The sequence below is a fragment of the Streptococcus sp. ALY_211 genome (assembly GCF_058314555.1).
On record NZ_JBZFUN010000001.1, the window covers coordinates 16,852 to 38,208 of the forward strand.

General features: G+C 39.2%; 26 protein-coding genes. 21 read left to right on the forward strand and 5 right to left on the reverse strand.

All coding sequences use genetic code 11. The features are described 5' to 3' along the window. Positions 1-6 precede the first annotated feature (6 nt). From AC4HAJ_RS00095 to AC4HAJ_RS00115, 5 genes are all read left to right on the forward strand, one after another. On the forward strand, positions 7-360 hold the full coding sequence (locus AC4HAJ_RS00095; protein WP_491078121.1) for an arsenate reductase family protein: 354 nt from the start codon (positions 7-9) through the stop codon (positions 358-360). A 268-nt stretch (positions 361-628) separates the two neighbouring features. Next, complete coding sequence (locus AC4HAJ_RS00100) at positions 629-1,495, forward strand: Rgg/GadR/MutR family transcriptional regulator (RefSeq protein ID WP_491078122.1); 867 nt, start codon at positions 629-631, stop codon at positions 1,493-1,495. Between the two features lie 447 nt (positions 1,496-1,942). Then, positions 1,943-2,845, forward strand: coding sequence for an ABC transporter ATP-binding protein (locus tag AC4HAJ_RS00105; RefSeq protein ID WP_491078123.1), 903 nt, complete (start codon positions 1,943-1,945; stop codon positions 2,843-2,845). After that, positions 2,829-3,578 carry a DUF2705 family protein gene (locus AC4HAJ_RS00110; RefSeq protein WP_491078124.1) on the forward strand — a complete coding sequence of 250 codons (750 nt, stop codon included), beginning with the start codon at positions 2,829-2,831 and terminating at the stop codon, positions 3,576-3,578. Before AC4HAJ_RS00105 ends, AC4HAJ_RS00110 begins: the two co-directional genes overlap by 17 nt. A gap of 133 nt (positions 3,579-3,711) precedes the next feature. Continuing rightward, entirely contained in the window at positions 3,712-3,891 is a 180-nt protein-coding gene (locus AC4HAJ_RS00115) for a hypothetical protein (RefSeq protein ID WP_491078125.1), read from the forward strand. A gap of 134 nt (positions 3,892-4,025) precedes the next feature. Here the strand turns inward: AC4HAJ_RS00115 and AC4HAJ_RS00120 are convergent, their stop codons facing one another. Continuing rightward, positions 4,026-4,394 carry a YccF domain-containing protein gene (locus AC4HAJ_RS00120; protein WP_491078126.1) on the reverse strand — a complete coding sequence of 123 codons (369 nt, stop codon included), beginning with the start codon at positions 4,392-4,394 and terminating at the stop codon, positions 4,026-4,028. 229 nt (positions 4,395-4,623) lie between these two features. On the opposite strand from AC4HAJ_RS00120, the gene AC4HAJ_RS00125 reads away from it, so the two are divergent. The 4 genes from AC4HAJ_RS00125 to AC4HAJ_RS00140 all read left to right on the forward strand — a co-directional run bounded on the left by AC4HAJ_RS00125 (position 4,624) and on the right by AC4HAJ_RS00140 (position 9,157). After that, positions 4,624-5,886: a dicarboxylate/amino acid:cation symporter gene (locus tag AC4HAJ_RS00125; protein WP_491078127.1), complete on the forward strand. Its 1,263-nt coding sequence runs from the start codon at positions 4,624-4,626 to the stop codon at positions 5,884-5,886. Next, a complete protein-coding gene (locus AC4HAJ_RS00130) occupies positions 5,876-6,811 on the forward strand; it encodes an ATP-grasp domain-containing protein (protein ID WP_491078470.1) in 936 nt (311 codons plus the stop codon). Before AC4HAJ_RS00125 ends, AC4HAJ_RS00130 begins: the two co-directional genes overlap by 11 nt. A gap of 218 nt (positions 6,812-7,029) precedes the next feature. After that, the gene (locus AC4HAJ_RS00135; protein ID WP_491078128.1) at positions 7,030-7,776 is read left to right on the forward strand and encodes a response regulator transcription factor; all 747 of its coding nucleotides are present in this window, start codon (positions 7,030-7,032) and stop codon (positions 7,774-7,776) included. 1 nt (position 7,777) lies between these two features. Next, positions 7,778-9,157 carry a sensor histidine kinase gene (locus tag AC4HAJ_RS00140; RefSeq protein ID WP_491078129.1) on the forward strand — a complete coding sequence of 460 codons (1,380 nt, stop codon included), beginning with the start codon at positions 7,778-7,780 and terminating at the stop codon, positions 9,155-9,157. A 41-nt stretch (positions 9,158-9,198) separates the two neighbouring features. Here AC4HAJ_RS00140 and AC4HAJ_RS00145 read toward each other — a convergent pair whose 3' ends face one another. From AC4HAJ_RS00145 to AC4HAJ_RS00155, 3 genes are read right to left on the reverse strand one after another with little or no spacing between them, the layout of a single operon-like run. Continuing rightward, entirely contained in the window at positions 9,199-9,369 is a 171-nt protein-coding gene (locus tag AC4HAJ_RS00145; protein WP_491078130.1) for a hypothetical protein, read from the reverse strand. 39 nt (positions 9,370-9,408) lie between these two features. After that, positions 9,409-9,927, reverse strand: coding sequence for a hypothetical protein (locus AC4HAJ_RS00150; RefSeq protein ID WP_491078131.1), 519 nt, complete (start codon positions 9,925-9,927; stop codon positions 9,409-9,411). A 12-nt stretch (positions 9,928-9,939) separates the two neighbouring features. Then, positions 9,940-12,084 (reverse strand): peptide cleavage/export ABC transporter, encoded by a 2,145-nt coding sequence (locus AC4HAJ_RS00155; protein ID WP_491078132.1) that lies wholly within the window; start codon positions 12,082-12,084, stop codon positions 9,940-9,942. 238 nt (positions 12,085-12,322) lie between these two features. Between AC4HAJ_RS00155 and AC4HAJ_RS00160 the strand changes: the two genes are divergently transcribed. From AC4HAJ_RS00160 to AC4HAJ_RS00215, 12 genes are all read left to right on the forward strand, one after another. After that, positions 12,323-12,523: a Blp family class II bacteriocin gene (locus AC4HAJ_RS00160; protein WP_491078133.1), complete on the forward strand. Its 201-nt coding sequence runs from the start codon at positions 12,323-12,325 to the stop codon at positions 12,521-12,523. 49 nt (positions 12,524-12,572) lie between these two features. Continuing rightward, the gene (locus AC4HAJ_RS00165; RefSeq protein WP_491078134.1) at positions 12,573-12,776 is read left to right on the forward strand and encodes a Blp family class II bacteriocin; all 204 of its coding nucleotides are present in this window, start codon (positions 12,573-12,575) and stop codon (positions 12,774-12,776) included. Positions 12,777-13,419: 643 nt separating this feature from the next. After that, the gene (locus tag AC4HAJ_RS00170) at positions 13,420-13,665 is read left to right on the forward strand and encodes a hypothetical protein (protein ID WP_491078135.1); all 246 of its coding nucleotides are present in this window, start codon (positions 13,420-13,422) and stop codon (positions 13,663-13,665) included. A gap of 142 nt (positions 13,666-13,807) precedes the next feature. Then, on the forward strand, positions 13,808-14,212 hold the full coding sequence (locus tag AC4HAJ_RS00175) for a hypothetical protein (RefSeq protein WP_491078136.1): 405 nt from the start codon (positions 13,808-13,810) through the stop codon (positions 14,210-14,212). 130 nt (positions 14,213-14,342) lie between these two features. Beyond that, on the forward strand, positions 14,343-14,648 hold the full coding sequence (locus tag AC4HAJ_RS00180; RefSeq protein ID WP_491078137.1) for a bacteriocin immunity family protein: 306 nt from the start codon (positions 14,343-14,345) through the stop codon (positions 14,646-14,648). A 414-nt stretch (positions 14,649-15,062) separates the two neighbouring features. Beyond that, positions 15,063-16,052 (forward strand): DUF6568 family protein, encoded by a 990-nt coding sequence (locus tag AC4HAJ_RS00185; protein ID WP_491078138.1) that lies wholly within the window; start codon positions 15,063-15,065, stop codon positions 16,050-16,052. 34 nt (positions 16,053-16,086) lie between these two features. After that, a complete protein-coding gene (locus tag AC4HAJ_RS00190) occupies positions 16,087-17,403 on the forward strand; it encodes a YqiA/YcfP family alpha/beta fold hydrolase (protein WP_491078139.1) in 1,317 nt (438 codons plus the stop codon). 226 nt (positions 17,404-17,629) lie between these two features. Then, positions 17,630-18,106, forward strand: coding sequence for a hypothetical protein (locus tag AC4HAJ_RS00195; protein WP_491078140.1), 477 nt, complete (start codon positions 17,630-17,632; stop codon positions 18,104-18,106). A 310-nt stretch (positions 18,107-18,416) separates the two neighbouring features. Further along, entirely contained in the window at positions 18,417-18,596 is a 180-nt protein-coding gene (locus AC4HAJ_RS00200; protein WP_491078141.1) for a Blp family class II bacteriocin, read from the forward strand. Positions 18,597-18,619: 23 nt separating this feature from the next. Then, positions 18,620-18,790 carry a hypothetical protein gene (locus AC4HAJ_RS00205; protein ID WP_491078142.1) on the forward strand — a complete coding sequence of 57 codons (171 nt, stop codon included), beginning with the start codon at positions 18,620-18,622 and terminating at the stop codon, positions 18,788-18,790. A gap of 141 nt (positions 18,791-18,931) precedes the next feature. Continuing rightward, positions 18,932-19,309 carry a hypothetical protein gene (locus AC4HAJ_RS00210; RefSeq protein WP_491078143.1) on the forward strand — a complete coding sequence of 126 codons (378 nt, stop codon included), beginning with the start codon at positions 18,932-18,934 and terminating at the stop codon, positions 19,307-19,309. A 771-nt stretch (positions 19,310-20,080) separates the two neighbouring features. After that, positions 20,081-20,299 carry a bacteriocin gene (locus tag AC4HAJ_RS00215; RefSeq protein WP_491078144.1) on the forward strand — a complete coding sequence of 73 codons (219 nt, stop codon included), beginning with the start codon at positions 20,081-20,083 and terminating at the stop codon, positions 20,297-20,299. A gap of 53 nt (positions 20,300-20,352) precedes the next feature. Here AC4HAJ_RS00215 and AC4HAJ_RS00220 read toward each other — a convergent pair whose 3' ends face one another. Further along, positions 20,353-21,186 carry an exodeoxyribonuclease III gene (locus tag AC4HAJ_RS00220; RefSeq protein ID WP_491078145.1) on the reverse strand — a complete coding sequence of 278 codons (834 nt, stop codon included), beginning with the start codon at positions 21,184-21,186 and terminating at the stop codon, positions 20,353-20,355. Between the last annotated feature and the right edge of the window lie 171 nt (positions 21,187-21,357).

A 21,357-nucleotide genomic window follows, 5' to 3' on the forward strand; every position in this document is an offset into this window, starting at 1 on the left:
TTAGATATGTATACATTTTATCAGTACCCTAAATGCACGACTTGTCAGCGGGCAAAAAAAGAACTAGATGAGTTGGGAGTTGACTATGAGGCTATCGATATCAAGCAAAATCCACCTCAGGTAGAGATTCTGCGTGAGCTCTTGGACCACTCCGATATTAAGCTCAAGCAGCTCTTTAACACTAGCGGCAACAGCTATCGTCAGCTAGGACTCAAGGATACGTTTGACCAGCTAACTGTAGATCAAGCCTTAGAATTATTAGCCAGCGATGGCATGCTGATTAAGAGACCCTTGCTGGTCAAGGATCATCAGGTCTTGCAAGTCGGCTATCGCAGCCCTTATTCTGAGTTGGGACTTTAGTCTACTTAAACTGCTTCCAGTTTTGTCCTGCCTTCCCAAGAGTTAGATTTTTGTCTGACGCTCGAGAGCAGGTCGAATTTGGGGGGCAGTTTTTTTATTAAAAAATGACCGTTCAGGGTGAAATAAGGACCGTTCAGGACATAGGTAATCTGAAAGCCAAAAATCTAGTATAATGAATTTGGTAACGTGATGTTAATGATGCTTTTACAATAGGGCGGAGATATGTCAGCCGATAACGACATTAAAATGTTAGTTAAGGAGATTTGTGATGTTAGGGAAATCACTGGAACTAGGTGAGCTTTATAAAGAACTACGGATGGCTAGAGGCCTTAAGCTGAAGGATATTGCTCGTGATAATCTATCGGTTTCTCAGTTGTCCAAGTTTGAAAATGGTCAGACCATGCTGGCAGCTGATAAGCTTATTTTGGCTATTCAGGGGATCCATATGACTTTTTCAGAGTTTAGTTATGCTTTAACGCAATATCAAGAGAGTGATTTTTTCAAAATTGGTAAAAGAATGGTAGAGCTTCAGGCTCAAAAGGATACTGAGGGACTTAAGCAGATTTTAAATGATTATCAGCCTACAGAATCTTACGATGTTTATAATAATCTTAATCAATTAATAATTAAAGCCATTATTCATAGTTTGGATTCTGACTTTGAAATTACAAATGAAGAAAAAGAACTGCTAACCTCCTATTTGTATGCGATTGAGGAATGGACAGAGTATGAGCTCTATCTTTTTGGCAACACTTTATTTATTTTATCTGATGATGATTTGGTCTTTCTAGGTAAGGCTTTCGTGGAGAGAGATAAATTGTATCGGGAGCTTCCTGAACACAAGAAACGCTCTGAACTGGTTTTGATTAATCTTATTCTGATCTTGATTGAGCATCGTAAACTTTATCATGCTTCCTATTTTGTTGAAATTCTTGAGAAGATGCTGACCTATCAAGATATGTTTGCAAGAATTTTATTAAATTTTTTAAAGAAAGTGATGGATTATTTGACTGGAGAGGGTGTTAGCTTGTCTGATATTGAAGACTATATTAGTCTGATTGAGCAGCTGGACAATCCTACACTTGTCATGTTTTTAAGAATGAATTTGGAACAGCTTCTGTTAGAAAAAGAATAGTATAAAGTCAGGAATAAATAAAATCGCTCTGGATAAAATCCAGGGCGATTTTTTGTATCAAGTATATGGGAGTATGTTTGAAAGTTAGTACTTAATGACTATTATTAGATTATGAACAAAAAGTAGAGTATCTTTATTATTTATTTTTATAGTAATAATGGCAATAGTGCGATCGGTAGACATAAAGTAAGTGATGCTAATCGTTTGAGCATAGTAGATATCAACCTCCTTCCATGTTCATTTTACTATCAAATGTAAGTGAAATAGAAAATTCGCAAATGTGAAAAAAAGAAAAAAAAAATCAGATTTGCGAATTTTTGAACAATATCTTTTAAAATGATATTGTTTATATGTATGTAATTTAATGGGATATTGTAAATAGATGAAGTTGACAGTAGCAAAGAAGATATAGGTATATTAAAGCAAATAAGGTAGCGAGGTGACATTTTGACGGAGATTTTGAGAATTGATCAGCTGAGCAAAAAAATTAAAGGTAAGGCTATTATAAAATCAGTAGATCTAAAGGTGCAGTCAGGAGAGATCGTTGGATTCGTAGGACCTAATGGGGCCGGTAAAACGACAACGATGAAATGTATCCTAGGTCTGAGTCACATTAGTGGTGGAGATGTCAGGTTTGATGGTGTTTCTTATCATGGAAAAAATTATTTTCCCATGGAGGGAGTTGGCTCTTTGATTGAGAATCCAAGCTTTTATCCATTTTTATCTGGCTTAGAGAATATTCAACTATTAAATTCTGGGTATGATCAAAATGAATTAGCCCACTTATTATCTGTCTTGGGGATGCAAGAAGCCATGACCAAGAGGGTCAGTGAGTATTCTTTAGGAATGAAGCAAAAGCTGGGCATTATTCTTGCGATTTTGGGAAGTGAAAAGCTGGTTATTTTAGATGAACCGACAAATGGCTTAGATCCTTATTCGGTGATACAGTTCCGGAAAATCATTAAAGAGTACTCTAATAAGGGCGTATCTTTTCTAATTTCTAGCCATATCATTAGCGAGTTAGAAAAGGTCTGCCATCGGATCGTTGTCATTTCGCAGGGACAGACACTGAATAGTTTCTCAATGTCTGATATTAAGTCTAACCTCAATGTGTCTATTATCTATCAGGAAATGACAGAAGAGTTAAGGGTGATGAACCATCAATTTATCCAAAAAATCAGCGAGAAAGAAAAAACTATTTTTTATAGTTTTCAAGATTCGAAGGAATTGGCACAATTGATTAATAAGTTAAAGAGCATAGATGTGGAAATAGTCAATTTGACAATAGATAAAGTGACTGCAGAAGAGAGAGTAATGGAGATAATTTATAATCATGATACAACTCATTAAAGATGATTTAATAAAAATATGGCGACAAAAAATAACAAGGGTTCTGTTCCCTATGTTAGCCCTGTTTTATGTGATGATGGTGGTCCTGACGAAATTATCTACAGGATATTTTGATCCTAGATTTATGATTCAGAACTATTTTTCGATATTACAATGGTTGCCGATTGCGCTGGTACTTATCAGCATTACAAGTGTCTGTATGGAGTTCCAAAGTGGTGTTTTAAAGAATAGAGTTTATCGCTATAAAAAAAGAGCCTACTTGATCTATTCCAAGATTATTGCTCTCCTTATTGTAATAGTTGCTTCCTATGTCATGCTGGGGATTATTAATTATATAGTATCTAACGTATTATTTACGCATTACTTCACAGCTTCAATTAGAGAGGCTACTATTCTGTGGATTTTGGGCTCGCTAATCGAAAACATGATGATTATACTGCTAGCGATCTTATTGTCAGTGATATTTAAGAGTCCGGCTATGCCAGCTTCAATCTGTATTTTGTATTATTTGTTGGTTAGTTTGATTGGGGGGTTCCTAGCAAGTCTGATTGGTAAAATTTCTTTTTTAAAATGGAATCCCTTTAATCTCTTGAATCTGAAAGGCCAGCTGATTGATCACTCGATGAGTGCTGTAACGCATTTATCTACGGTTCAGCTCATAGTTGCCATTTTTGCTTATTCTTTGCTTTATATTTTACTGACAGTGACTCTCTTTGATAGAGAAGAGTTCTAGGTAAAGGATAGTTACGTGGAAGTTTTTGAAGTTACTTTTGAGAAATACTCATTAGTGAATGCTGATATATCGGCTCTCATGGTCGTTTTGTTGGTGTAGTCTTATTACTATCAAATTAGGTAGTTAATTAATCATGGAAGAAATATTCAGAACTCTAACTAGTGGATCGGGAAAAACGGATGAAGTCATTCGACTAAGGCTTGATGTCAATCCTTCTAGTAAGATGATAAAAAAAGGGATTGAGGTTAAAGCTAGAGTTGATCACAAGACTGGAGAAGTTACTTTATTTGTAGATCCTGATGAATTGAAGTAATAAGATTTGCCTACCCTTGGTATGTTATTACTATGCCTATCGTTAGAGTTACTTTGAGGAGACGAACTTCGTCTTCTCTTTTGTATTTTTTCAAATCAAGGTAAATTCTGTATTTTGATTGCTACGCTGTCAGTTTAATAGACTTGATAAATTTTTGCACCAAAAGGGAAGAGGCTGATAAAGGCCATTTTGATGGATTGCAGGGCAAAAGGGATGCCAATAATCGTGAGACAAAGAAGCAGTGCTGAGCCTAGGTGCATCAGAGCTAATTCCCAACCAAAGAGAAGAATCCATAGGATATTGAGGAGAAGGCTTCCGATATCGGTTCCGGCTTGGATTTGTTTGCCGAAGGGAAAGAGGCCGAAGTTGCCGATTTTGAAGCACTGCAACCCTAGTGGAATCCCGATTATGGTGATACATAGTATAATGCCGGCTAAGCTCCATCCCAACCAAGCCCAAAAACCTGAGCAGATAAACCAGATGATATTTCCAAGTGTTTGCATGTTAGTACCTCCCATTTTTCACTATTTTAGCATTATTATGCCAAAAAAATGTAATTGATGGGGAAGATGGGGAAAATGTCCTAGACGGTCAAAATTTTTCCCTGAATGCTAGCAGATGTTTAAAGGGGTATTAATTTTATTGATACCCTAGAATAAAAAATATAGATTAGTAGGAGTTTTAGGGCTGTGATAGAATGAGGCTATCTTTCAATCAGTAAGGAGGGATCAGATGACTATTTTTCGCCCATTACTTCGCTTAAACTTAAGTGTTCAATTACTTTTGGCCTTGATTCTAGGGGGAATTGCCGGCAGTGTCTTGCCTGACTGGCTCAGTTTTTATAACTTGTTGGGGCAAGGATTTCTCAACCTCATCAATATGATTATTATTCCCCTGGTTTTTCCCTTGATTGTTCTTGCTGTGGCTAATATTATTAGCCAACAGTCTTTTGGGAAGCTGCTGACTCAGTCTATTGTTTACTTTTTCTTAGTGACCACAGCTATTACCTTTATTTTTGTGGTCAGTAGTTATTATCTTGGTTTTGGGAAAGCAGCAGATATTGGTCAGTCAGGGGCTAGTATCAAGGGTTTGGCGACGACTATCAAGTGGGATGAGTTCTTTCTTGGCTTTATTCCTTCTAATATCATAGAGGCCATGGCTAAGGGCAACTTGTTGCCTATCATTGTATTTGCTATTTTCCTAGGCTATGGGATAGGGAAGTTAGGTCCTGATAAGAGCGCTACCTTTACCAAACCGCTGAATACTTGGGTAGAGGCCATTTATCAGGTCGTGGGCGTGATCGTCAAGCTCTCCCCTATAGGTATTTTTGGCTTTATCGCTAAGGATGCAGCTACGACGGGGCTTGATAAGCTCATTGGCTTGGGACAGTTTGTCTTAGGCACTTATGTGGCTTATGCCGCCTTGATTTTGATTATTTTTCCTGTGATTGCCCTTATCTTTCATGTGCCCTATCTTAAGTCTATCAGACAGATTCGGGAGCTGATCACTTTGGCTTTTGTCTCGGGGAGCTCAAGTGTTGTATTGCCATCGCTCTTAAAAAATCTCAAGGAAAATGGACATGATAGGACAGTGACGGACTTTGTTGTTCCTCTGGGCTATTCCTTTAATCTGGAAGGTGCAGCTGTCTATTTTGCTATGGCTACGATCTTCATCGCTAATGCTTATGATGTTTCCTTATCTTTTTCAGGTCTTCTCTTTACGGTCTTGCTCTTGACCCTGATTGGTAAGACGGCTGCCACTATTCCCTCAGGTGCTATCGTCGTTTTATTGGCTGCAGCTCCTCAGCTGGGCTTGCCGCTTGAAGGTGTCGCCCTTATCTTTGCTGTTGATGTTTTTGTCAATGCCGGTCGTACTGCCCTGAATGTTTTGGGACAATCTTTAGCTGTCAGTGTTATTGAAAAGTGGGGTCATGGACAAGGCCATTCATACTTGGACCAAGAAAGTGTATCAAAAGGAGTAACAAATTATGGTTAAAAAAGTTTATGTGATTCATGAAAATCTAGAATGGACTAATCATTTGGTGAAATGGCTGGAAGAAAAAGACGTCCCTTATGAACTATGGGATCTCTCGGCAGGGATTTTAGACCTGCAGAGTGCGCCACCAGAAGGTGTTTTCTACAATCGCATGTCAGCTTCCTCCCATACACGTGGGCATCGGTATGCACCAGAGTATACTGAGCAGGTCTTGACCTGGTTGGAATCTCATGGGTGCACGGTGGTTAATGGTCTGGGAGCGATTAATCTTGAAGTCAGTAAGGTCAAGCAGTATCTCAAGCTCAAGGAGTCAGGGATTGCCTCTCCTAAGACAGTAGCCGTCTTGGGTAGGGATAATATTATTAAGGGGGCTAGAGCCTTAAATCACTATCCTTTGATCACTAAGCATAATCGAGCTGGTAAGGGTCTGGGTGTGCAACTATTTAACAATGAAGCTGAGCTTAAGGCCTATGTCGATAGTCCTGCTTTTGAGCCTTCCGTAGATGGTATTACACTTTTGCAGGAATACATCAAACCAGCAGATGGCCGTATTCGGCGTTCAGAGTTTATCAACCGTTCTTTCTTATATACCGTTTCAATCGATTCATCAGATGGCTTTCAGCTCTGCCCTGCCGATGAGTGCCAAATCGATCAGGGTCCTGAGCAGTTAGAAACGTCTGAGAAATTTGAAATTACTTCACCGCTCCCTCAAGCGCAAAAAGAGGCTTATGAAGCCTTCCTAAACCTAGCTGGTATTGATGTGGCTGCTATCGAGTGGGTTCAATCCGACGCAGGGGAGATCTATGTCTATGACGTTAATACCAATACCAACTATAATCCGACTGCCGAAGAAAAAGCACAAATTTTTGCTCATGAGCATTTAGCCACCTATCTCAAAGAACTCTTAGAGCAGGAAGCTGATTAGGCTGTTGTAATCTTGCTTTTAGCATTGTTGTTGCAAAGAGGCTGAGACTTTTGTCTCAGCCTTTTTGTGAGTCCAGTCTTAGGAGGTTCTTTAGTCGGTTGAGATGTTATCAAACTGTTGCTTAGCCTTTATGAAACTGATATTTTCATTTGTTAGTATGATAGTATGGGGATTAGTGATAGAAAATCCTAAGTATGGTACTTATAGAGGAAAAAATTATGCTTGATATATATGTATTGGAAGATGATTTTCAGCAGCAAGCCCGACTCGAAGAAGCTATCAAAGGTTATAGTCATGAGACCGATACGCCTTATAAGCTGGAGGTTCATGGGAAGTCAGATCAGTTGTTAGCAGCGATAGCTGGCAAGGGGAGCCATCAAGTCTTTTTTCTGGATATTGAGATTAAGGAAGAGACGAGAAAGGGGTTGGAGGTCGCTAAAGCCATCCGAAAGGTTGATTCCCAAGCAGTCATCGTCTTTGTGACCACTCATTCAGAGTTTATGCCCTTAACTTTTCAGTATCAGGTCTCAGCCTTGGATTTTATTGATAAAAACCTAAATGACAGTATCTATAGGCAAAAGATCTTTGATACTTTGGATTATGCCAAGGCTAATCTCAGCCTTAAAAGTGAGGATATTTTTACGTTTGAAAACAAGATGAGTCGGGTTCAGCTGCCCTACCGAGAGATCTATTTTGTTGAAACGTCGACAGGATCTCATAAAGTCACCCTTCATGCCAAGCATGACTACATGGAGTTTTATGGCAAGATTGCTGAGATCGCCGATAAGACAGAACTGGTTCAGTGTCATCGTTCCTATGCCATCAATCCCAGAAATATTACTCGTTTGGATAAGAAAAAGGGTCTTGTCTATTTTCCTAATGGGGAGAGCTGCAGTGTCAGCCGACGCAATCTCAAGACAGTTGCTAGCTTGCTAGCTGGAGATGGGGCAGTAGAGGAGGAGTGATATGGAAGTTATTGCAACGATCTACCTGTCCAGAATCTTGATACTGGCGACCAGCTTATTTATCCTAAAGAGGAATACTAAGGTTAGCTATCCACGCCGGGCTTTGGTCATCTTTTTTGGTCTTAGCTTAGCTCTATATATTCCTATTCGTTATCTATATTTTTTTGATTATTTTATAGATCTATCTTTCCTATATTGGCTGTTTTCTAAGAGTCAAAAAGATTATCAAGGATTTTGGCTAAAGAGTTTTATTGTAGTCTATGCTAGAGTTGTGGTTGAGATGTCTGCGCGTTTTTTCTTTTTAAACATTCTTAGTCTGATTTACCCTGGTATATTTCAAATAGGAACACAGGATGGTTTAGCTTCTACTTTTCTTATCCTCTTTCAATGTTTAGTGGCTCTTGTATTTAATGAGCTACTTCTAAGAATGTTAAGTGTAGATTTTGGCCAATTTCAGAAGTTTCAGGAAAAGAGTGACTCAGTATCTCTATTTAGAACATCTTCCGTTTTATTATTTATCTATTATTGCATCCAATGGTTCAGTTACTTATCTGATAGTTATGCTATTCTAAATGGACAATCTGGTGTCAAAATTCGTCAATACAGTTCGCTGATTATCTTATTTTTCTTCATATTTTTTGCAGCCTATTTGACTCAACGAATTAATGATATCTTGGAGAAAGAGCTTCAGCTACAGGAGCAGAGGCAGCAGGAAGAATTAAGGGAATATAACCATCACATCGAGTCCTTGTACAGAGAGATTAGAACCTTTCGTCATGATTATACTAATCTTTTAGCCAGTTTGAGGTACAGCCTGGATCAGGACGATCTAGACGGTGTCAAAGAGGTCTATCAGGCTGTTTTAGCGGGATCAGCTGAGGATCTCCAAGCTGCTAAATTTGATATGGGAAATCTTTCTTTGATTGATAATGATGCTATTAAGAGTCTCATCCTGACCAAGCTCAATCAAGCAACTAGTCAGGGGATTGAGTTTAGGACAGAGGTCATCAATCCTATCGGTGCCCCTCAGATGCCCCTAGCTGATTTTCTGCGTATCCTAGGGATTTTGCTGGACAATGCGATCGAGGCAGCCCAAGGCTCGGAAAAGTCCTTTGTACAGGTCTCCTACTTTGAGGATGGGGCTAAGACCGTCCTTATGGTTAGCAATTCTGTAGCGGATAGGGTGCAAATCGCTCAACTAAAAAGTTTATATAATTTTGGCGAGTCTGGTAAAGGAGAAGGGCGTGGACTGGGGCTGGCAAATGTCAAGGAGCTGATCGATAAGGACCCGTCTATCAATTTAAGAACCCAACAAAGATCAGCTTATTTTAGCCAGATTTTGGAAATCGGTCATGAAGATCCAATAGAAGATAACACCTAAAAAAGGTCTGTGAAGCATATTCACAGGCCTTTTTAGATGATCTATTCTTTTTCTTGATAATAATTGAGAGTTTTTGCAGAAAGTATATTTATAACTTTTTCAATAATACTCGTGCTGCTTCTACTTCCTTTCCCACCGTTTACATGGGCTAGGTCGCTTGTATGCAGTTCCGGATAGGCAGTAAGGGCGTTAAAGGTTTGTTTCTTTTTCATAATAATCTCCTTTATTTCTATTAGGTGTAGTATGACAGATCATTGTTGATGCAGTATTGTATCTTTGTAATAGTTAAAATACGTTTTCTTTTCAGTTATGTTACTGACACTACCTTGCAGACCGTAAGCCAGCTGTTTGGCTTGTGACTTTTTGATCGGGATATGAGCGGTGACTTGATAAAGGTTGGTCTCTTTTTGCTTGCTTGGCCTTGGATCGATGCTCTTGACCTTACCTTTTAAGATGGTTCGCTCACCGGATGAAGAGGATAGGGTAAAGATCACTGTTTGCCCCTTTTTGACACTGCTGTAGTTGGAGGAGTCGACATAGTAGGTTAGGGCAACTGTCCTAGCTTTTTTGATATCGGGGAGTTTCTGGCTGGTCATGGGTTCTGCCGGTGTTAGCTCACCAACCGAAGAGATAGCAATTTCCTTGGTCGCAAAAGCTGAAAAAGTTATCAGGAAAACTAGTAACAGTAAGATCGGGACGATGCTCAAGGTTGCAAAATTTTGGTAGCGCCGCTTGTAAAATTCTGTGCTGTGAAATAGTTTGGGATCCATGTTGCCCTCCTTTTAGTTATGATGCAGTTGATAGTAGAAGCCTTCTGCGTCGATAAGTTCACGGTGCGATCCGGTTTCGATGATTTTCCCCTGATCAAGGACGACGATCTTATCGGTACGCTCTGAAATGCTCAGTCGATGGGCTACGAAGATAATGGTCTTATCTGTCATTGCCATGAGGTTATCGATGACTCGCTTTTCTGTCAAGACATCGAGCCCACTGGTTGCTTCGTCTAAGACGAGAACCTTGGACTTGGTAAGCAGGGCACGTGCTAAGGCTAGCCGTTGTTTCTGTCCGCCAGAGAGACCTGCACCATCAGAGAGTTCGGTCTGATAGCCTAGTGACATTTGCTCAATATCTTGTCTGATCTCTGCCATTTCACAGGCTTTTAGGATGTCTTCTTGACTGATATTGGGATTAGCTCCCAAGGTTAAATTCTCCATGATCGTTCCGCTGAAGACATAGGCTTGTTGGGGGAGATAGTTGATGTGTTGGCGCAGGAGCTTTTTGTCGATGTGTTGACTGTTGAGGCCGTTGATTGTGATCTCCCCTTGACTCGGTTGGAAAAAGTTGACAATCAGCTTGGCTAAGGTTGTCTTACCAGAGCCACTGATACCGACTAGGCTAATTTTGGAGCCTTGCTTGATGGTGAGATCGATATCTGACAAGGTTGGCCGTCCAAAGCCATACTTATAGGAAACTCCTGAGAGAGCAATATCACCGTCTAAGGATCTAGTATCGGTTTGTAGAGCCTCTCCTTCAAATTCTGAGGAGACCAAGTAGACTTCGTTGAGTCGGTTATTGGCTACTCTAGCGGACTGCAACTTGGTTTGGAGGTTGATGATATTTTCTAAGGGATTAGTGAAATAAGAGAGCAGGGTATTGTAAGCGATGAGCTGACCAATGGTGATTTTATTGGACATGACCAAGCTGGCTCCAAATCCTAAAATAGCGACATTGAGGATGAGTTGTGCTCCCTTTTTGAGAGAGGTTTGTAAGACTTCGTACTTGCCACGTCTGAAAGATTTATCCAAGTAGTCTACAAACTCACTATCGATATGGCGGTAGCGGTTCTCCTCACTGGTTAGAGACTTGATGGTTTCAATCCCATTGATATCTTCGATGATAGCTGAGCTGACCTTACTGTTAGCTTCCATGACATTATTATTCATCTTTTCAAATGGTTTCATAAAGGCCAAAATGATGATGGTATAGATAGGAATGGAGACTAGGGTCATTAAAAAGAGATTAGCATTTTGCAAGAGCAAGACTGCACCAATGACAATAAGGACAGTCAGGTCGAGAAAGACGGAGAGAATGGTTGATGCCAAGGCATCGATGATGGAGTTGGCATCTGAGAAGCGTGAAGTGATCTCTCCGGTACGTCTCGTGGCAAAGAAGGACATGGGCAGGTTAAAGATATGCCGAATGTAGGATAGAATGACATCAATGCTGAGGCGCTGACTCAGAACCTGCAGGAGGTAATCACGTGAGAAAGACATGATCTGCTGGATGATATAGGTAACGACCAGCCCTAGGGATACGATGGTCAGCGTTGAGATCATCTGATTGGGGATATAGGTATCCAGAATGCCTTGGAGATAGTAGGATCCTAAAATATCGATCAAGGTCACTAATAAGCTGGCGATGACGATCTGGGCGATCAAGCCTTTTTGCTTGAGGATTAGGGGCAGTAGGCTAAAGAGCCCGTTTTTCTTATCCTTGTGAGGCTTGTAAGCAGGCTGAGGCGATAGGAAAATAGCGACCCCATCCCATTCCTTTTCAAAGTCTTTTTTGGACATTTTGGTGATCTTGACACTAGGATCAGGATCACCGATAATGATATGATTTTTAGTCGCCTTATAAACGACATAATAATGGAGAAGGTTGCCTTCCTTGACGACATGGGCGATGAAGGGATAAGGGACATCGTCCAGATCAAAGAGCTCCATATCTGCTCGGATGGCGCGTGTTTCAAAGCCAATAGCTTTGGCAGCTTCGACGATTCCTAGTGCTGTCGTCCCTTCTCTATCTGTTTTGGCTAGCTCTCGTAGATGGGCTAGGGAATAGTGGGATCCGTAATGCTTGGCAAGGGATGCCAAGGCAGCAACCCCACAATCTCGCTCATCTACCTGAGGAACGTACTTATAAAACATAGGTCTTCCTTTCTTTTTAGACGTGCCTCTATTATGCCAGAAAGTTTTAAGAATGGAGGGTTATTGCCTGAATGGTCGATTTTTCACCCTGAACGGTCAAAGTTGCAATTTATTTTGACTATTCAGGGTGAAATTAAAGCTGTTTAGGACATATGCGTGCACAGTCAAAAAAATTAGGTATACTGAAGATGTCGCTTGGCCAAGCAGACAAAAACTTTAAATTGAAAAGGAGATTATTATGACTACAATGACAATTGAGAAATTTGAACTTATGGATAACCAAGAGCTTGCTGCTGTTGAAGGTGGGAAATGTAATTGGAAAGACGCAGGAGCTGCTACAGCTATGGGAGGTATGTTAGGAGCTGGTGGGGGTCCAGCAGGGGCACTAGGAGGTGCTGCTGTAGGCTACCTAGGATATACTGGTACATGCTGGTGGTGACTACATATTAGTGTTTAAATCAAGATTTATTACATATGGAGGTATTATTATGAAAACTCAAGCGATTGAAAGATTTGAAGTTATGGATGCTGAATCTCTAGCTACTGTTGAAGGTGGTGGATGTAGTTGGAAAGGGGCAGCAAAAGCGACTGGAGCAGGAGCAATTGCTGGTGCATTTGGTGGAGGTTTGGCAGGTGCAGGCATAGGTGCAGCTGGAGGCTACTTTGCCTACTCAGGTACTTGCTGGTGGTAATTTTTATATCAATGAAGGTGAAGGGGGGGAATAGTCATGAAGCGGTCTGACGACAATTCACTGCTTGTATCTCTTCTAATAGGCTTCGCAATAGGAGCATCTAGTGGATTATTAGGAGGCAAATACTTTTATCTGATTTCTGCTATTATGATCCTAGCGGCTTTATTTTATAGATTTGTCTTAAAGAAAAGTAAAAATAATAAGTAATAGGGTTCAGTTTATTAATAAATACTATAGAGAAAAATTTTTGCAGCTACTGGCATTGCACCATTTTCATATACTGTTACTACTCATCAAACGAACAAGTCTAAGAGATTCTCTCTAACTTGTTTGGTTCTTTACTTATCTTGTAGAATATCAGTGAACAGAGGTATCTCCAACAACCTTTATCGAATCATTAACCTTTGTAAGGTGGTAGCTATTAAAAGCTACTGCCTTATTTTTGAGTTGAGTCAAACACAATTTTTATGCCATGGCCAGTTGAATTTGAAAAAAATAGAACCATTCAGGGCAAAATAGGAACCATTCAGGACATAGCCGTGCACGGGATAATATTTGAGGTATACTAAGAATATCAATCAGATGAACTTAAAGCATATGACAGTTAGAGACTGATTGAAAAGGAATAATGGAGGATTAGTTGATGAAAAAGACAAGAGATCGTTTTAATAAATTGTTTAATATAACCTCTACTAAAACTAGCTCAGCTGAATATACTTTAATCAAGAGAGTTACGATTTTTCTAGGTATCGCCTTGCTTATCGTATTTTCTATAAATACTATTATAAGTATCGTAGAAAAAATTCCTCTTATTGATATGAATTTAATTTTTTTAATTGTTATATTTTTACTAGATCTGTCGATTCTTCTAGGATATAAATTAAAATGATTTCAGATTGCAGTTATATTGTTAGATAGTCTTGTAAGAGAAATATAGTTTGAATGGTGATATTAGCAGTCTAATAAATTGAGATGTATTGAATGTTTCTAATTTAGTGTATAGTTGGTTTAAATAGGGAGATATAAAAGTGATGAAAGATAAAAAGCGTTCAAGACCTCGTTTCGATTTCAATAAAAGTAAGATTACAGCTGTTTTACCTATTTTATTTCTTGTGCTTATGGGGATAAAAATATATGTAAGTTTACAAAAAGGGACAGATATTATTGATCATCTTTTTGCTTTTGAATTTGTGTTTTTTATTTGTCTATTGATGGAATTTATTTTGACAAAAGCTTTTGAAATGAAGCCCGGTCGTTTGGATAGCAGTCGTCTATCAGCCCGCATTTATCTATTTGGTTTTATAGGATTCGCTATTATAAATTTTTTGTTGTATAAGATAGAGCAAGAGCCTTTAATGAATACCTATCTTGTCTTAATGTTTTTAATGGCTTTTGTCTCATGGTTAGACTGGCTGATTGAAAAGTTTAAGAGATAATTGCTAACATCCTATTGTTTACTTTGGCGAGAGAATCCTTTTATAGAGAGTGATTGTCTAGTCAGGTGAAATTAGATAGCTATAATGTGGTCTTCTCTATGAATTCTGATGAGTTTTGGAGGTAGTTTTGGTGTTTCTAGGAAAACATAAGAAAAAAAGTGCACAAGAAGTGGAGTTATTAGCCTTGATTACAAGAGCTCTGAAAAATGACATGTCTTCTGTAGAGCGAAAAGCTTTGGAAGAGGCCAAGCTCAGTCTAGAAAAAGGGGAGTATCTTCCCAGAATTGTCAGGGATCTGGAAGTTACTCTGCGCCCTTTAGCTATTCGGTCTGAATTGACCGACTTCCTTAAGCTGGTTTATCGTAAGCTCAATGATCCTTCTTTTCAGGAGAAGGGACTTGGTGTGGGGTTGTCGATGTTTGGGAACTATTTTTAAATGGACTTAATTTATCATGAAAGGTCAGGGAGGATAGGTTCTCCTCTTTTTTAGCTGCTAGGGTGGAGATCTAGGATAGTGATTGTTTTATTTTTAACTGAGAATACCTAGTTTATCTGAGATTTCATTATTGCCTGAGCGGTCATTATCAAAGAAATTTTGAGGCGATTTTGACCATTCAGGGCAAAAATAGAACCATTCAGGGCAAAAATAGAACCATTCAGGGAATAAGCGTGCACGCGCCAAAAATTTAGGTATACTAATGGTGTTGCTTGGCCAAGCACATTACTATAGTTTTGTCGCTAATACCATGAGAGATTTTACAGGGTGATAGCAATATAAATAAAGTATAAATGATATTAGCTGTTCTGAAATAAAGAGCAGGGTAATGTTTTCATTCAAAAGGAGAAGATTATGAAATTTTATAAGTCAGTTTTACTATTTTCAGCGGGTGTTTTACTTTTTGCAGGAGGCGCTGTGTCTGCAGATGAGGCAGTAGCAGGTTCATCATCAGCTGCTAGTGATGTTGCAGTAGTAGAAAATGAAAATGCGGCATCATCAGCAGGTACAGCTAGTCAATCACCTGATTCTACGGTCCCTTCTGATAGCGTTTCAGCTCCAAGCTCTGAGTCGACTTCAGATACAGCTACTAGTTCTGAGCAGGTAGGAACAGTAGATCAAACAACTGAATCAGTGGTTCAAGAACAACCTTCCCCAGAAACTCCGGAAGCTCATCAAGAAGTTGCACCTGAGTCTACACCAGCTCAATCAACTGAAGCAGAGCAACCCGAGTCTTTATCTGTAGAGGCCTATGAAGAAAATGTTGCTGATTTTAATAAGGCTACTATGGCAGATGTTTATCAAATGTTTGGTGATGAAGAAGGTAGCTATACTCTGTATATCGGTCGTCCAACTTGTCATTACTGCCGTGATTTCTCTCCCGTTCTTAAAGAGTTTAATGAACTGACGGGTAAACAAGTATACTATCTCAATACTGACAATCCTGATTTCACACCAGCTTCTAAGGAATTTTTGAGAGGTAAAATTGGTGCCTATGCTACGCCAACAGTTCTTCATCTAGAGAAGGGTAAGATCGTGTCAGGCCAAGTAGGTAGTGGTGGTACTGCTCAAGAATTGTATGATAAAGTCTTTGTAAAAACCAATGAGACTAACGAAGCTCAGTCAAATGAAGCACAAAATACTCCTGTCCCAGCAAATAATGATTACGTATCTCAGCCGGCACAAAGTTCTGCTGTGGAAGAACCTAATGAAAAAACTCAACTAGAAACGAGCAATAAGGGGGTCACTTCTCAAAACCAATATGACCACATTAGACTATTTAAAGAAGTCTTAACTACAGCAAAATCTTGGATCACGAGTCTTTTAGATATGTTGAAAGCCTAAAACGCTACCTTGTAATGGGGAAAGGAAAATTATAATGCAGATCACACGTTATAAGCGACGTAAAGTTAAAAAGAGGTGGGTAAGTGTCGCAGTTGTTGCCTTAGCCAGTGCTTCACTGCTGATAGCAGGGGGATCAGCTGTCAGTGCCGACACATCAGCTCCTGCCACGGATCAAACCGTTGTGATTAATGAACAGCAGGTACAAGAACCCTTGGATGAAGGAGCGGTTGGATCAGATGAAAATACTGTGCCAACAGAGGTTGCAACGTCATCTCCAGAGGTCTCTCATGATGTCACTGCTCAAAATAGCAGTCACTCCATGGATCTAGAAGCGGTCTCAGTATCACCATCTGTGACTGATGCGAGTCAAAATGACGTCCAAGCTGATTCTTATAAGGAGCATGTATCAACTGTCGCTCCCAGTACAAGTAGACCTGCTTCCTCAGGAACGATTGTTTCCGTTGATTCTGGACAAGAACCGCTGACGACATCAGAAATAGCAGAAGAGAAGGCTCTCAAGGGTCAAGATTTTGTTTCGGATAGCGAGAGAGCTACCATTGGAAAAATTGTGGATGGCAGATCATCTGGTATTTCGTCACTAGATGCGGCAGCCCTGACTTCTGAATTTGAAAAAGCGCGTTTAAAGGGCGCTACAGATGCGACTGTTCTGACAGAGGTTCAAAAATCTGGAAAGGTCATTCCTTCTAATCTAACTTATCTCAGTGATTTTTATGATGATCAAACAGGGACAAGTGGAACAGCTTTTAAGGATCAGGCTAGTGATAAGGTCATCATTGCCTATACAGGGACAAATAGGGAGAGCAATGATCTGCAGGATACGCTTGGTGCTGATATCATGGGGATTGGCTTAGCTCGAGGTCAGCATTATCAACCTGCTTATGATTTTTATGATAAGATCGTTGGTCAGTATGGTGCGGCTCATGTTGTTATTACTGGTCATTCTTTAGGAGGGAATCTTGCTCAGCGAGTCGCTTTGAAGAAAAATCATTCTGAGACCGTTGTCTATAATGCTGCTCCACTTTATATTCCTGCGGTTGCTTATCTTGGTAACAAGGTTTATGACTCTTTACGTAAAGATTTTGACCTGCCTTCTAATAAGGAAGAAGCCAAACAAACGATAGCTGATATCAAAAATGATATGAAGCAATTTACCGGTCATGTTATCAGAATTACAACGCAGAAGGACTGGCTCAATAATATGTCTCGTCTCTTAGGTGCTGTTAATCTTGGTGAAGAGCATATCATCAGCAACTCTGGCAACCATGATTTACAAGGGATTGCCAATGATGAGAGGCAAGTGGCTAGTGTTAAAGAGTTCGTGAGTCTTTGATTAGTTTACAGATAGTGGTGAGAAAGCGATTTATTGATAAAGTTATTGAGTTGTTTTCTCTGTACGGTCACCACTTTCATGAAACGTTTATTTTATTTAAGATTAAATTATGTTATGATAGAGTTCATAATTGATCCGGTCTTTGTCACTGGTTGGATTGATTATAGTCGTATCTATAAGTGGACCGATGATATTAATGATTTGGTCTCGTCTTCAAGGAGGAATTATGCTACCAATTGAAAAAATGGAAAATACCGTTAGACGTTTTAATGTGCTTGTCTTGATTCTGGGAATCTTACATATTGTAAGAAATACTATAAGTGTTTTTGTAATTATATGGGGAAAATCTATGCTTGACAGTGGTCAATTTAAAGATCAAGGTTTAAGTAAAGCACAGCTCGATATACTGGAAAAAAGCTATAGCCCATTAGCATTAGCTGTTGCAATTATCGCAGTGGTCATTGGTATTGCGATTGTTGTTATTGCCATTCGTAATTTTAAAAGTCTAAACGATGAAAGAGATGTCACCCCTTTGGGAGCTTATCTGGGGATTACTTTAGTTGTCATCCAGCTGATCTTTTCACTTACGATTACGATTAATGTATGGAGCTTTATTTTACCGATCGTTTATCTAGTTCTTTATGGTTTGGCTGCTAAGCAAATGGTAACATTCAATCGTGAAAGAAAGACAGTACAAGAGTAAGTTTTTCAGAGAGATAAATTATTCGAGATAAAAAATCAACTGGTTATTGCCAGTTGATTTTTTAGTGATATTATTTTTAATTCAAATTTATTGCTTTTCTCTTTTATGATCTTATCGTATGGTTATATCAAGCGATGCCTGAACGGTCGCTTTTTCACCCTGAATGGTCAAAACAACAACTTATTTTAACCATTTAGGGTGAAAATAGAACTATTTAGGCTATAGGCGTGCATGCCCTAAAAATTTAGGTATACTAAGGGTGTTGCTTGGCCAAGCAGACAAAAAACTTTAAATCGAAAAGGAGATTATTATGACTACAAAGACAATTAATAAATTTGAAGTGATGGACGATCAAGCACTGGCTTCTATTGAAGGCGGTGTAGTAGGTGTTGTTATTGGTGCAGCTGGTTTGGCTATAGCTGCTGCTCAAGGAGCATATTGGCTTGGTCAGGTACAAGCTGAAGCAGCTTATAATCGTAAGCATCGTTAATATGGTAGTATGGAGGTATACACATGACTAGTCTTGATAAATTTGATTTTTTAAGTATTGACGAACTATCAGAGTATAGTGGTGGAAAATGTCCGAGAGCTGCCTGGCTTATTGGTGGACTAGCTGGAGGATATTTCTATTGCCTGGGTTATAATAATAAGACTCGAGAAATGGAAAGAAATTATGGTAAATAAAGTTTACACCAAATGTTTTGTTTAAACATTGATCTTGATCATTGAGTATAGTAAGTATTGGTTGTCTGGAGTATTGTTCTCTATTTTTAAAATATTCTAGTGCAATAAAACAAGTCTCTATAAAGGAAAGGAAAATCAGTAATGTATGCCGGGAAAAAGATGCTTATAGCTGCTGATATTATAGCTTTAGTAATTATTTTACTTAATAGTTTAGCTTTACTCCCAAAATTTATGCTAAGTTTAGCAAGTAGGAGGTGGTCAGAGTTACTCTTAACGAGTTTCATTCTTTCTGTGCTTCTTCTGACAATTTATCTTCTTATTCAGTTTTATTTCAAATTGAATAAGAACCAAAATATCACATCTATATCTTTTGGCCTTGGTTCTCTTGTGCTTTCCATAATTATATTTGTGAATGGTGTTCTAAATTATGGAAGTCTTCCTGTTCTTGTATGCTATGCCCAATGGTTAATTTTATTGGGGTGTGTTCTTCTTGTAGAAGAATATAAAAAAGTGAAATAATTATTTTTAGGCAGTAGTCATTAATTCTACTGCTTAATTTTATTGGTTTGAATATATAGCAATGTTAAGATTATAGTTTTTATTTAACTGAATAGTTGTGTTTTGAAAATTTACAAAGACGACCATTCAAGATAAATTGAGTATATAGAATCTAAGACTTAAATTATGTTTAGTTAATCAAATTATTAGTTAAATGAACTAAATGGGTAATGTGATGAATACCATCGAAGGGGATAAATAGCATATGGATAATAAAAATGTTAAGGCATTGACCCTAGACCAAGCAAATATAAAAGGTGGCTGGAAACCAGTTGCTACTAGTCCAGTATTTGGACTAGTATTGGTCTGCATATTGCTCAAAAGATATTAAAAAATAGATTTCTACAGTAAATTAAAGAGATAGGCTACTTTTACTGTTATTATTCATTAAACGAACCAGTCCAAAGGTTCTATTTGACTTGTTTAGTTCTTTCCTTTATCTTGTAGAATATAAGAAATATCAGTGAATAGAGGTATTTCCAATATCCTTCATCGAATCATTAACCTTTGTAAATCAGTAGCTGTTTAACAGCTACTGATTTATTTTTCAGGTTGCACCATTCAATTCATGTGATGAGCATTGGATTTGAGAAAACTGTTGCTAAAATTGACCGTTCAGGGCAAAAATAGAACCATTCAGGGAATAGGCGTGTACGTTCCAAAAATTTAGGTATACTATGGGTGTCGCTTGGCCAAGCAGACAAAAAACTTTAAATCGAAAAGGAGATTATTATGACTACAATGACTATTGATAAATTTGAACTTATGGATAACCAAGAGCTTGCTGCTGTTGAAGGTGGTTATTTTAGCGGTGACATAGGCTGTTATCCTCTGATAGCGGGGGGAATGCGTAGAAGGCAACAGCATATTATTTATATACCTGGAGAAGGTTACTATGATACATCTGGAATTTCTACTCGACCTGTTAATTCTTGCGGACTACCACGTTGATAAGGTAAAAAAATAAATCACCTGTACGTTTGTGCAGGTGATTTTAACTGGAGTTATGATATCTCTATCTCCAGTACAATCGGTCCGTGGTCTTGGCGGTCTCCGGAGTCGATCATGTCGGAGGTGATGATCTTGTCAGCAATACGATTGCTGGTTAGCCAGTAGTCGATGCGCCAGCCAGTGTTATTGATTTTGCTGGTCTTGCTGCGCTGTGCCCACCAGGTGTAGCGATCTGGGATATCTCCGTGCACATGGCGGAAGGTATCGGTAAAGCCTTTAGCAAGCAGGTTTGTGAAGCCCTCGCGTTCTTCATCGGTGAAACCGGGTGAGCGACGATTGCTGCTGGGATTAGCAAGGTCAATTTCCTTATGGGCGACATTGTAATCCCCGCTGGCTAGGACAGGTTTTTGGGCATCGAGTTGCGCTAAATATTCAGCATACTTGATATCCCAGAGCTGACGCTCCTCTAAGCGTTTGAGGCCATCACCGGCATTTGGCGTATAGACGGTAGTGACAAAAAAGTTTTCGAACTCCAGTGTAATGATGCGCCCCTCACTGTCCATAGTAGAGGGCGCCCCGATTTCTGGGTAGGTAATTGTAGGTTCTGGTAGGCTCTTTTTGTAGAGAAAGAGGGTTCCGGCATACCCTTTGCGAGCTGGTTCGACGGAAGAACGCCAGACGTGATGGTAGTCTGGGAAGTAATCTGCTAGGATTTGTAAGTGTTTTTTGGTAGGGCCTTTGGCAGAAAGCTTGGTCTCTTGAATGCCGATGATATCTGCATCTTGGGCGACCAGGGTATCGATCACTTGACGTGAGAGCTGTGCCCGACTAGAATCGCTAGTCAGAGCGGCGTTGAGAGAATCTATATTCCATGAAATCAGTTTCATATCGTTTTCCTTTATTGATAATTTTGTGCCCTTTCATTATAGCAAAATGCCTAGAGGCAAGCGACTATTTAAAAGCAAACTAGCAGTGATACTGTCTGTTCATAGGAATTGAAAAAATTGTGAAATTTCAGAAAAAATAGTTGACAGCTGCAGGGGATGCCATTATAATAG

Coding starts and splice junctions, on each gene's coding strand:
- AC4HAJ_RS00215 (WP_491078144.1), top strand. CDS start 20,081: ATGACTACAATGACTATTGATAAATTTGAACTTATGGATAACCAAGAG.
- AC4HAJ_RS00195 (WP_491078140.1), top strand. CDS start 17,630: ATGCTACCAATTGAAAAAATGGAAAATACCGTTAGACGTTTTAATGTG.
- AC4HAJ_RS00155 (WP_491078132.1), bottom strand. CDS start 12,084: ATGTTTTATAAGTACGTTCCTCAGGTAGATGAGCGAGATTGTGGGGTT.
- AC4HAJ_RS00170 (WP_491078135.1), top strand. CDS start 13,420: ATGAAAAAGACAAGAGATCGTTTTAATAAATTGTTTAATATAACCTCT.
- AC4HAJ_RS00110 (WP_491078124.1), top strand. CDS start 2,829: ATGATACAACTCATTAAAGATGATTTAATAAAAATATGGCGACAAAAA.
- AC4HAJ_RS00205 (WP_491078142.1), top strand. CDS start 18,620: ATGACTAGTCTTGATAAATTTGATTTTTTAAGTATTGACGAACTATCA.
- AC4HAJ_RS00125 (WP_491078127.1), top strand. CDS start 4,624: ATGACTATTTTTCGCCCATTACTTCGCTTAAACTTAAGTGTTCAATTA.
- AC4HAJ_RS00160 (WP_491078133.1), top strand. CDS start 12,323: ATGACTACAATGACAATTGAGAAATTTGAACTTATGGATAACCAAGAG.
- AC4HAJ_RS00135 (WP_491078128.1), top strand. CDS start 7,030: ATGCTTGATATATATGTATTGGAAGATGATTTTCAGCAGCAAGCCCGA.
- AC4HAJ_RS00200 (WP_491078141.1), top strand. CDS start 18,417: ATGACTACAAAGACAATTAATAAATTTGAAGTGATGGACGATCAAGCA.
- AC4HAJ_RS00100 (WP_491078122.1), top strand. CDS start 629: ATGTTAGGGAAATCACTGGAACTAGGTGAGCTTTATAAAGAACTACGG.
- AC4HAJ_RS00210 (WP_491078143.1), top strand. CDS start 18,932: ATGTATGCCGGGAAAAAGATGCTTATAGCTGCTGATATTATAGCTTTA.
- AC4HAJ_RS00165 (WP_491078134.1), top strand. CDS start 12,573: ATGAAAACTCAAGCGATTGAAAGATTTGAAGTTATGGATGCTGAATCT.
- AC4HAJ_RS00220 (WP_491078145.1), bottom strand. CDS start 21,186: ATGAAACTGATTTCATGGAATATAGATTCTCTCAACGCCGCTCTGACT.
- AC4HAJ_RS00185 (WP_491078138.1), top strand. CDS start 15,063: ATGAAATTTTATAAGTCAGTTTTACTATTTTCAGCGGGTGTTTTACTT.
- AC4HAJ_RS00140 (WP_491078129.1), top strand. CDS start 7,778: ATGGAAGTTATTGCAACGATCTACCTGTCCAGAATCTTGATACTGGCG.
- AC4HAJ_RS00150 (WP_491078131.1), bottom strand. CDS start 9,927: ATGGATCCCAAACTATTTCACAGCACAGAATTTTACAAGCGGCGCTAC.
- AC4HAJ_RS00145 (WP_491078130.1), bottom strand. CDS start 9,369: ATGAAAAAGAAACAAACCTTTAACGCCCTTACTGCCTATCCGGAACTG.
- AC4HAJ_RS00190 (WP_491078139.1), top strand. CDS start 16,087: ATGCAGATCACACGTTATAAGCGACGTAAAGTTAAAAAGAGGTGGGTA.
- AC4HAJ_RS00095 (WP_491078121.1), top strand. CDS start 7: ATGTATACATTTTATCAGTACCCTAAATGCACGACTTGTCAGCGGGCA.
- AC4HAJ_RS00120 (WP_491078126.1), bottom strand. CDS start 4,394: ATGCAAACACTTGGAAATATCATCTGGTTTATCTGCTCAGGTTTTTGG.
- AC4HAJ_RS00175 (WP_491078136.1), top strand. CDS start 13,808: ATGAAAGATAAAAAGCGTTCAAGACCTCGTTTCGATTTCAATAAAAGT.
- AC4HAJ_RS00115 (WP_491078125.1), top strand. CDS start 3,712: ATGGAAGAAATATTCAGAACTCTAACTAGTGGATCGGGAAAAACGGAT.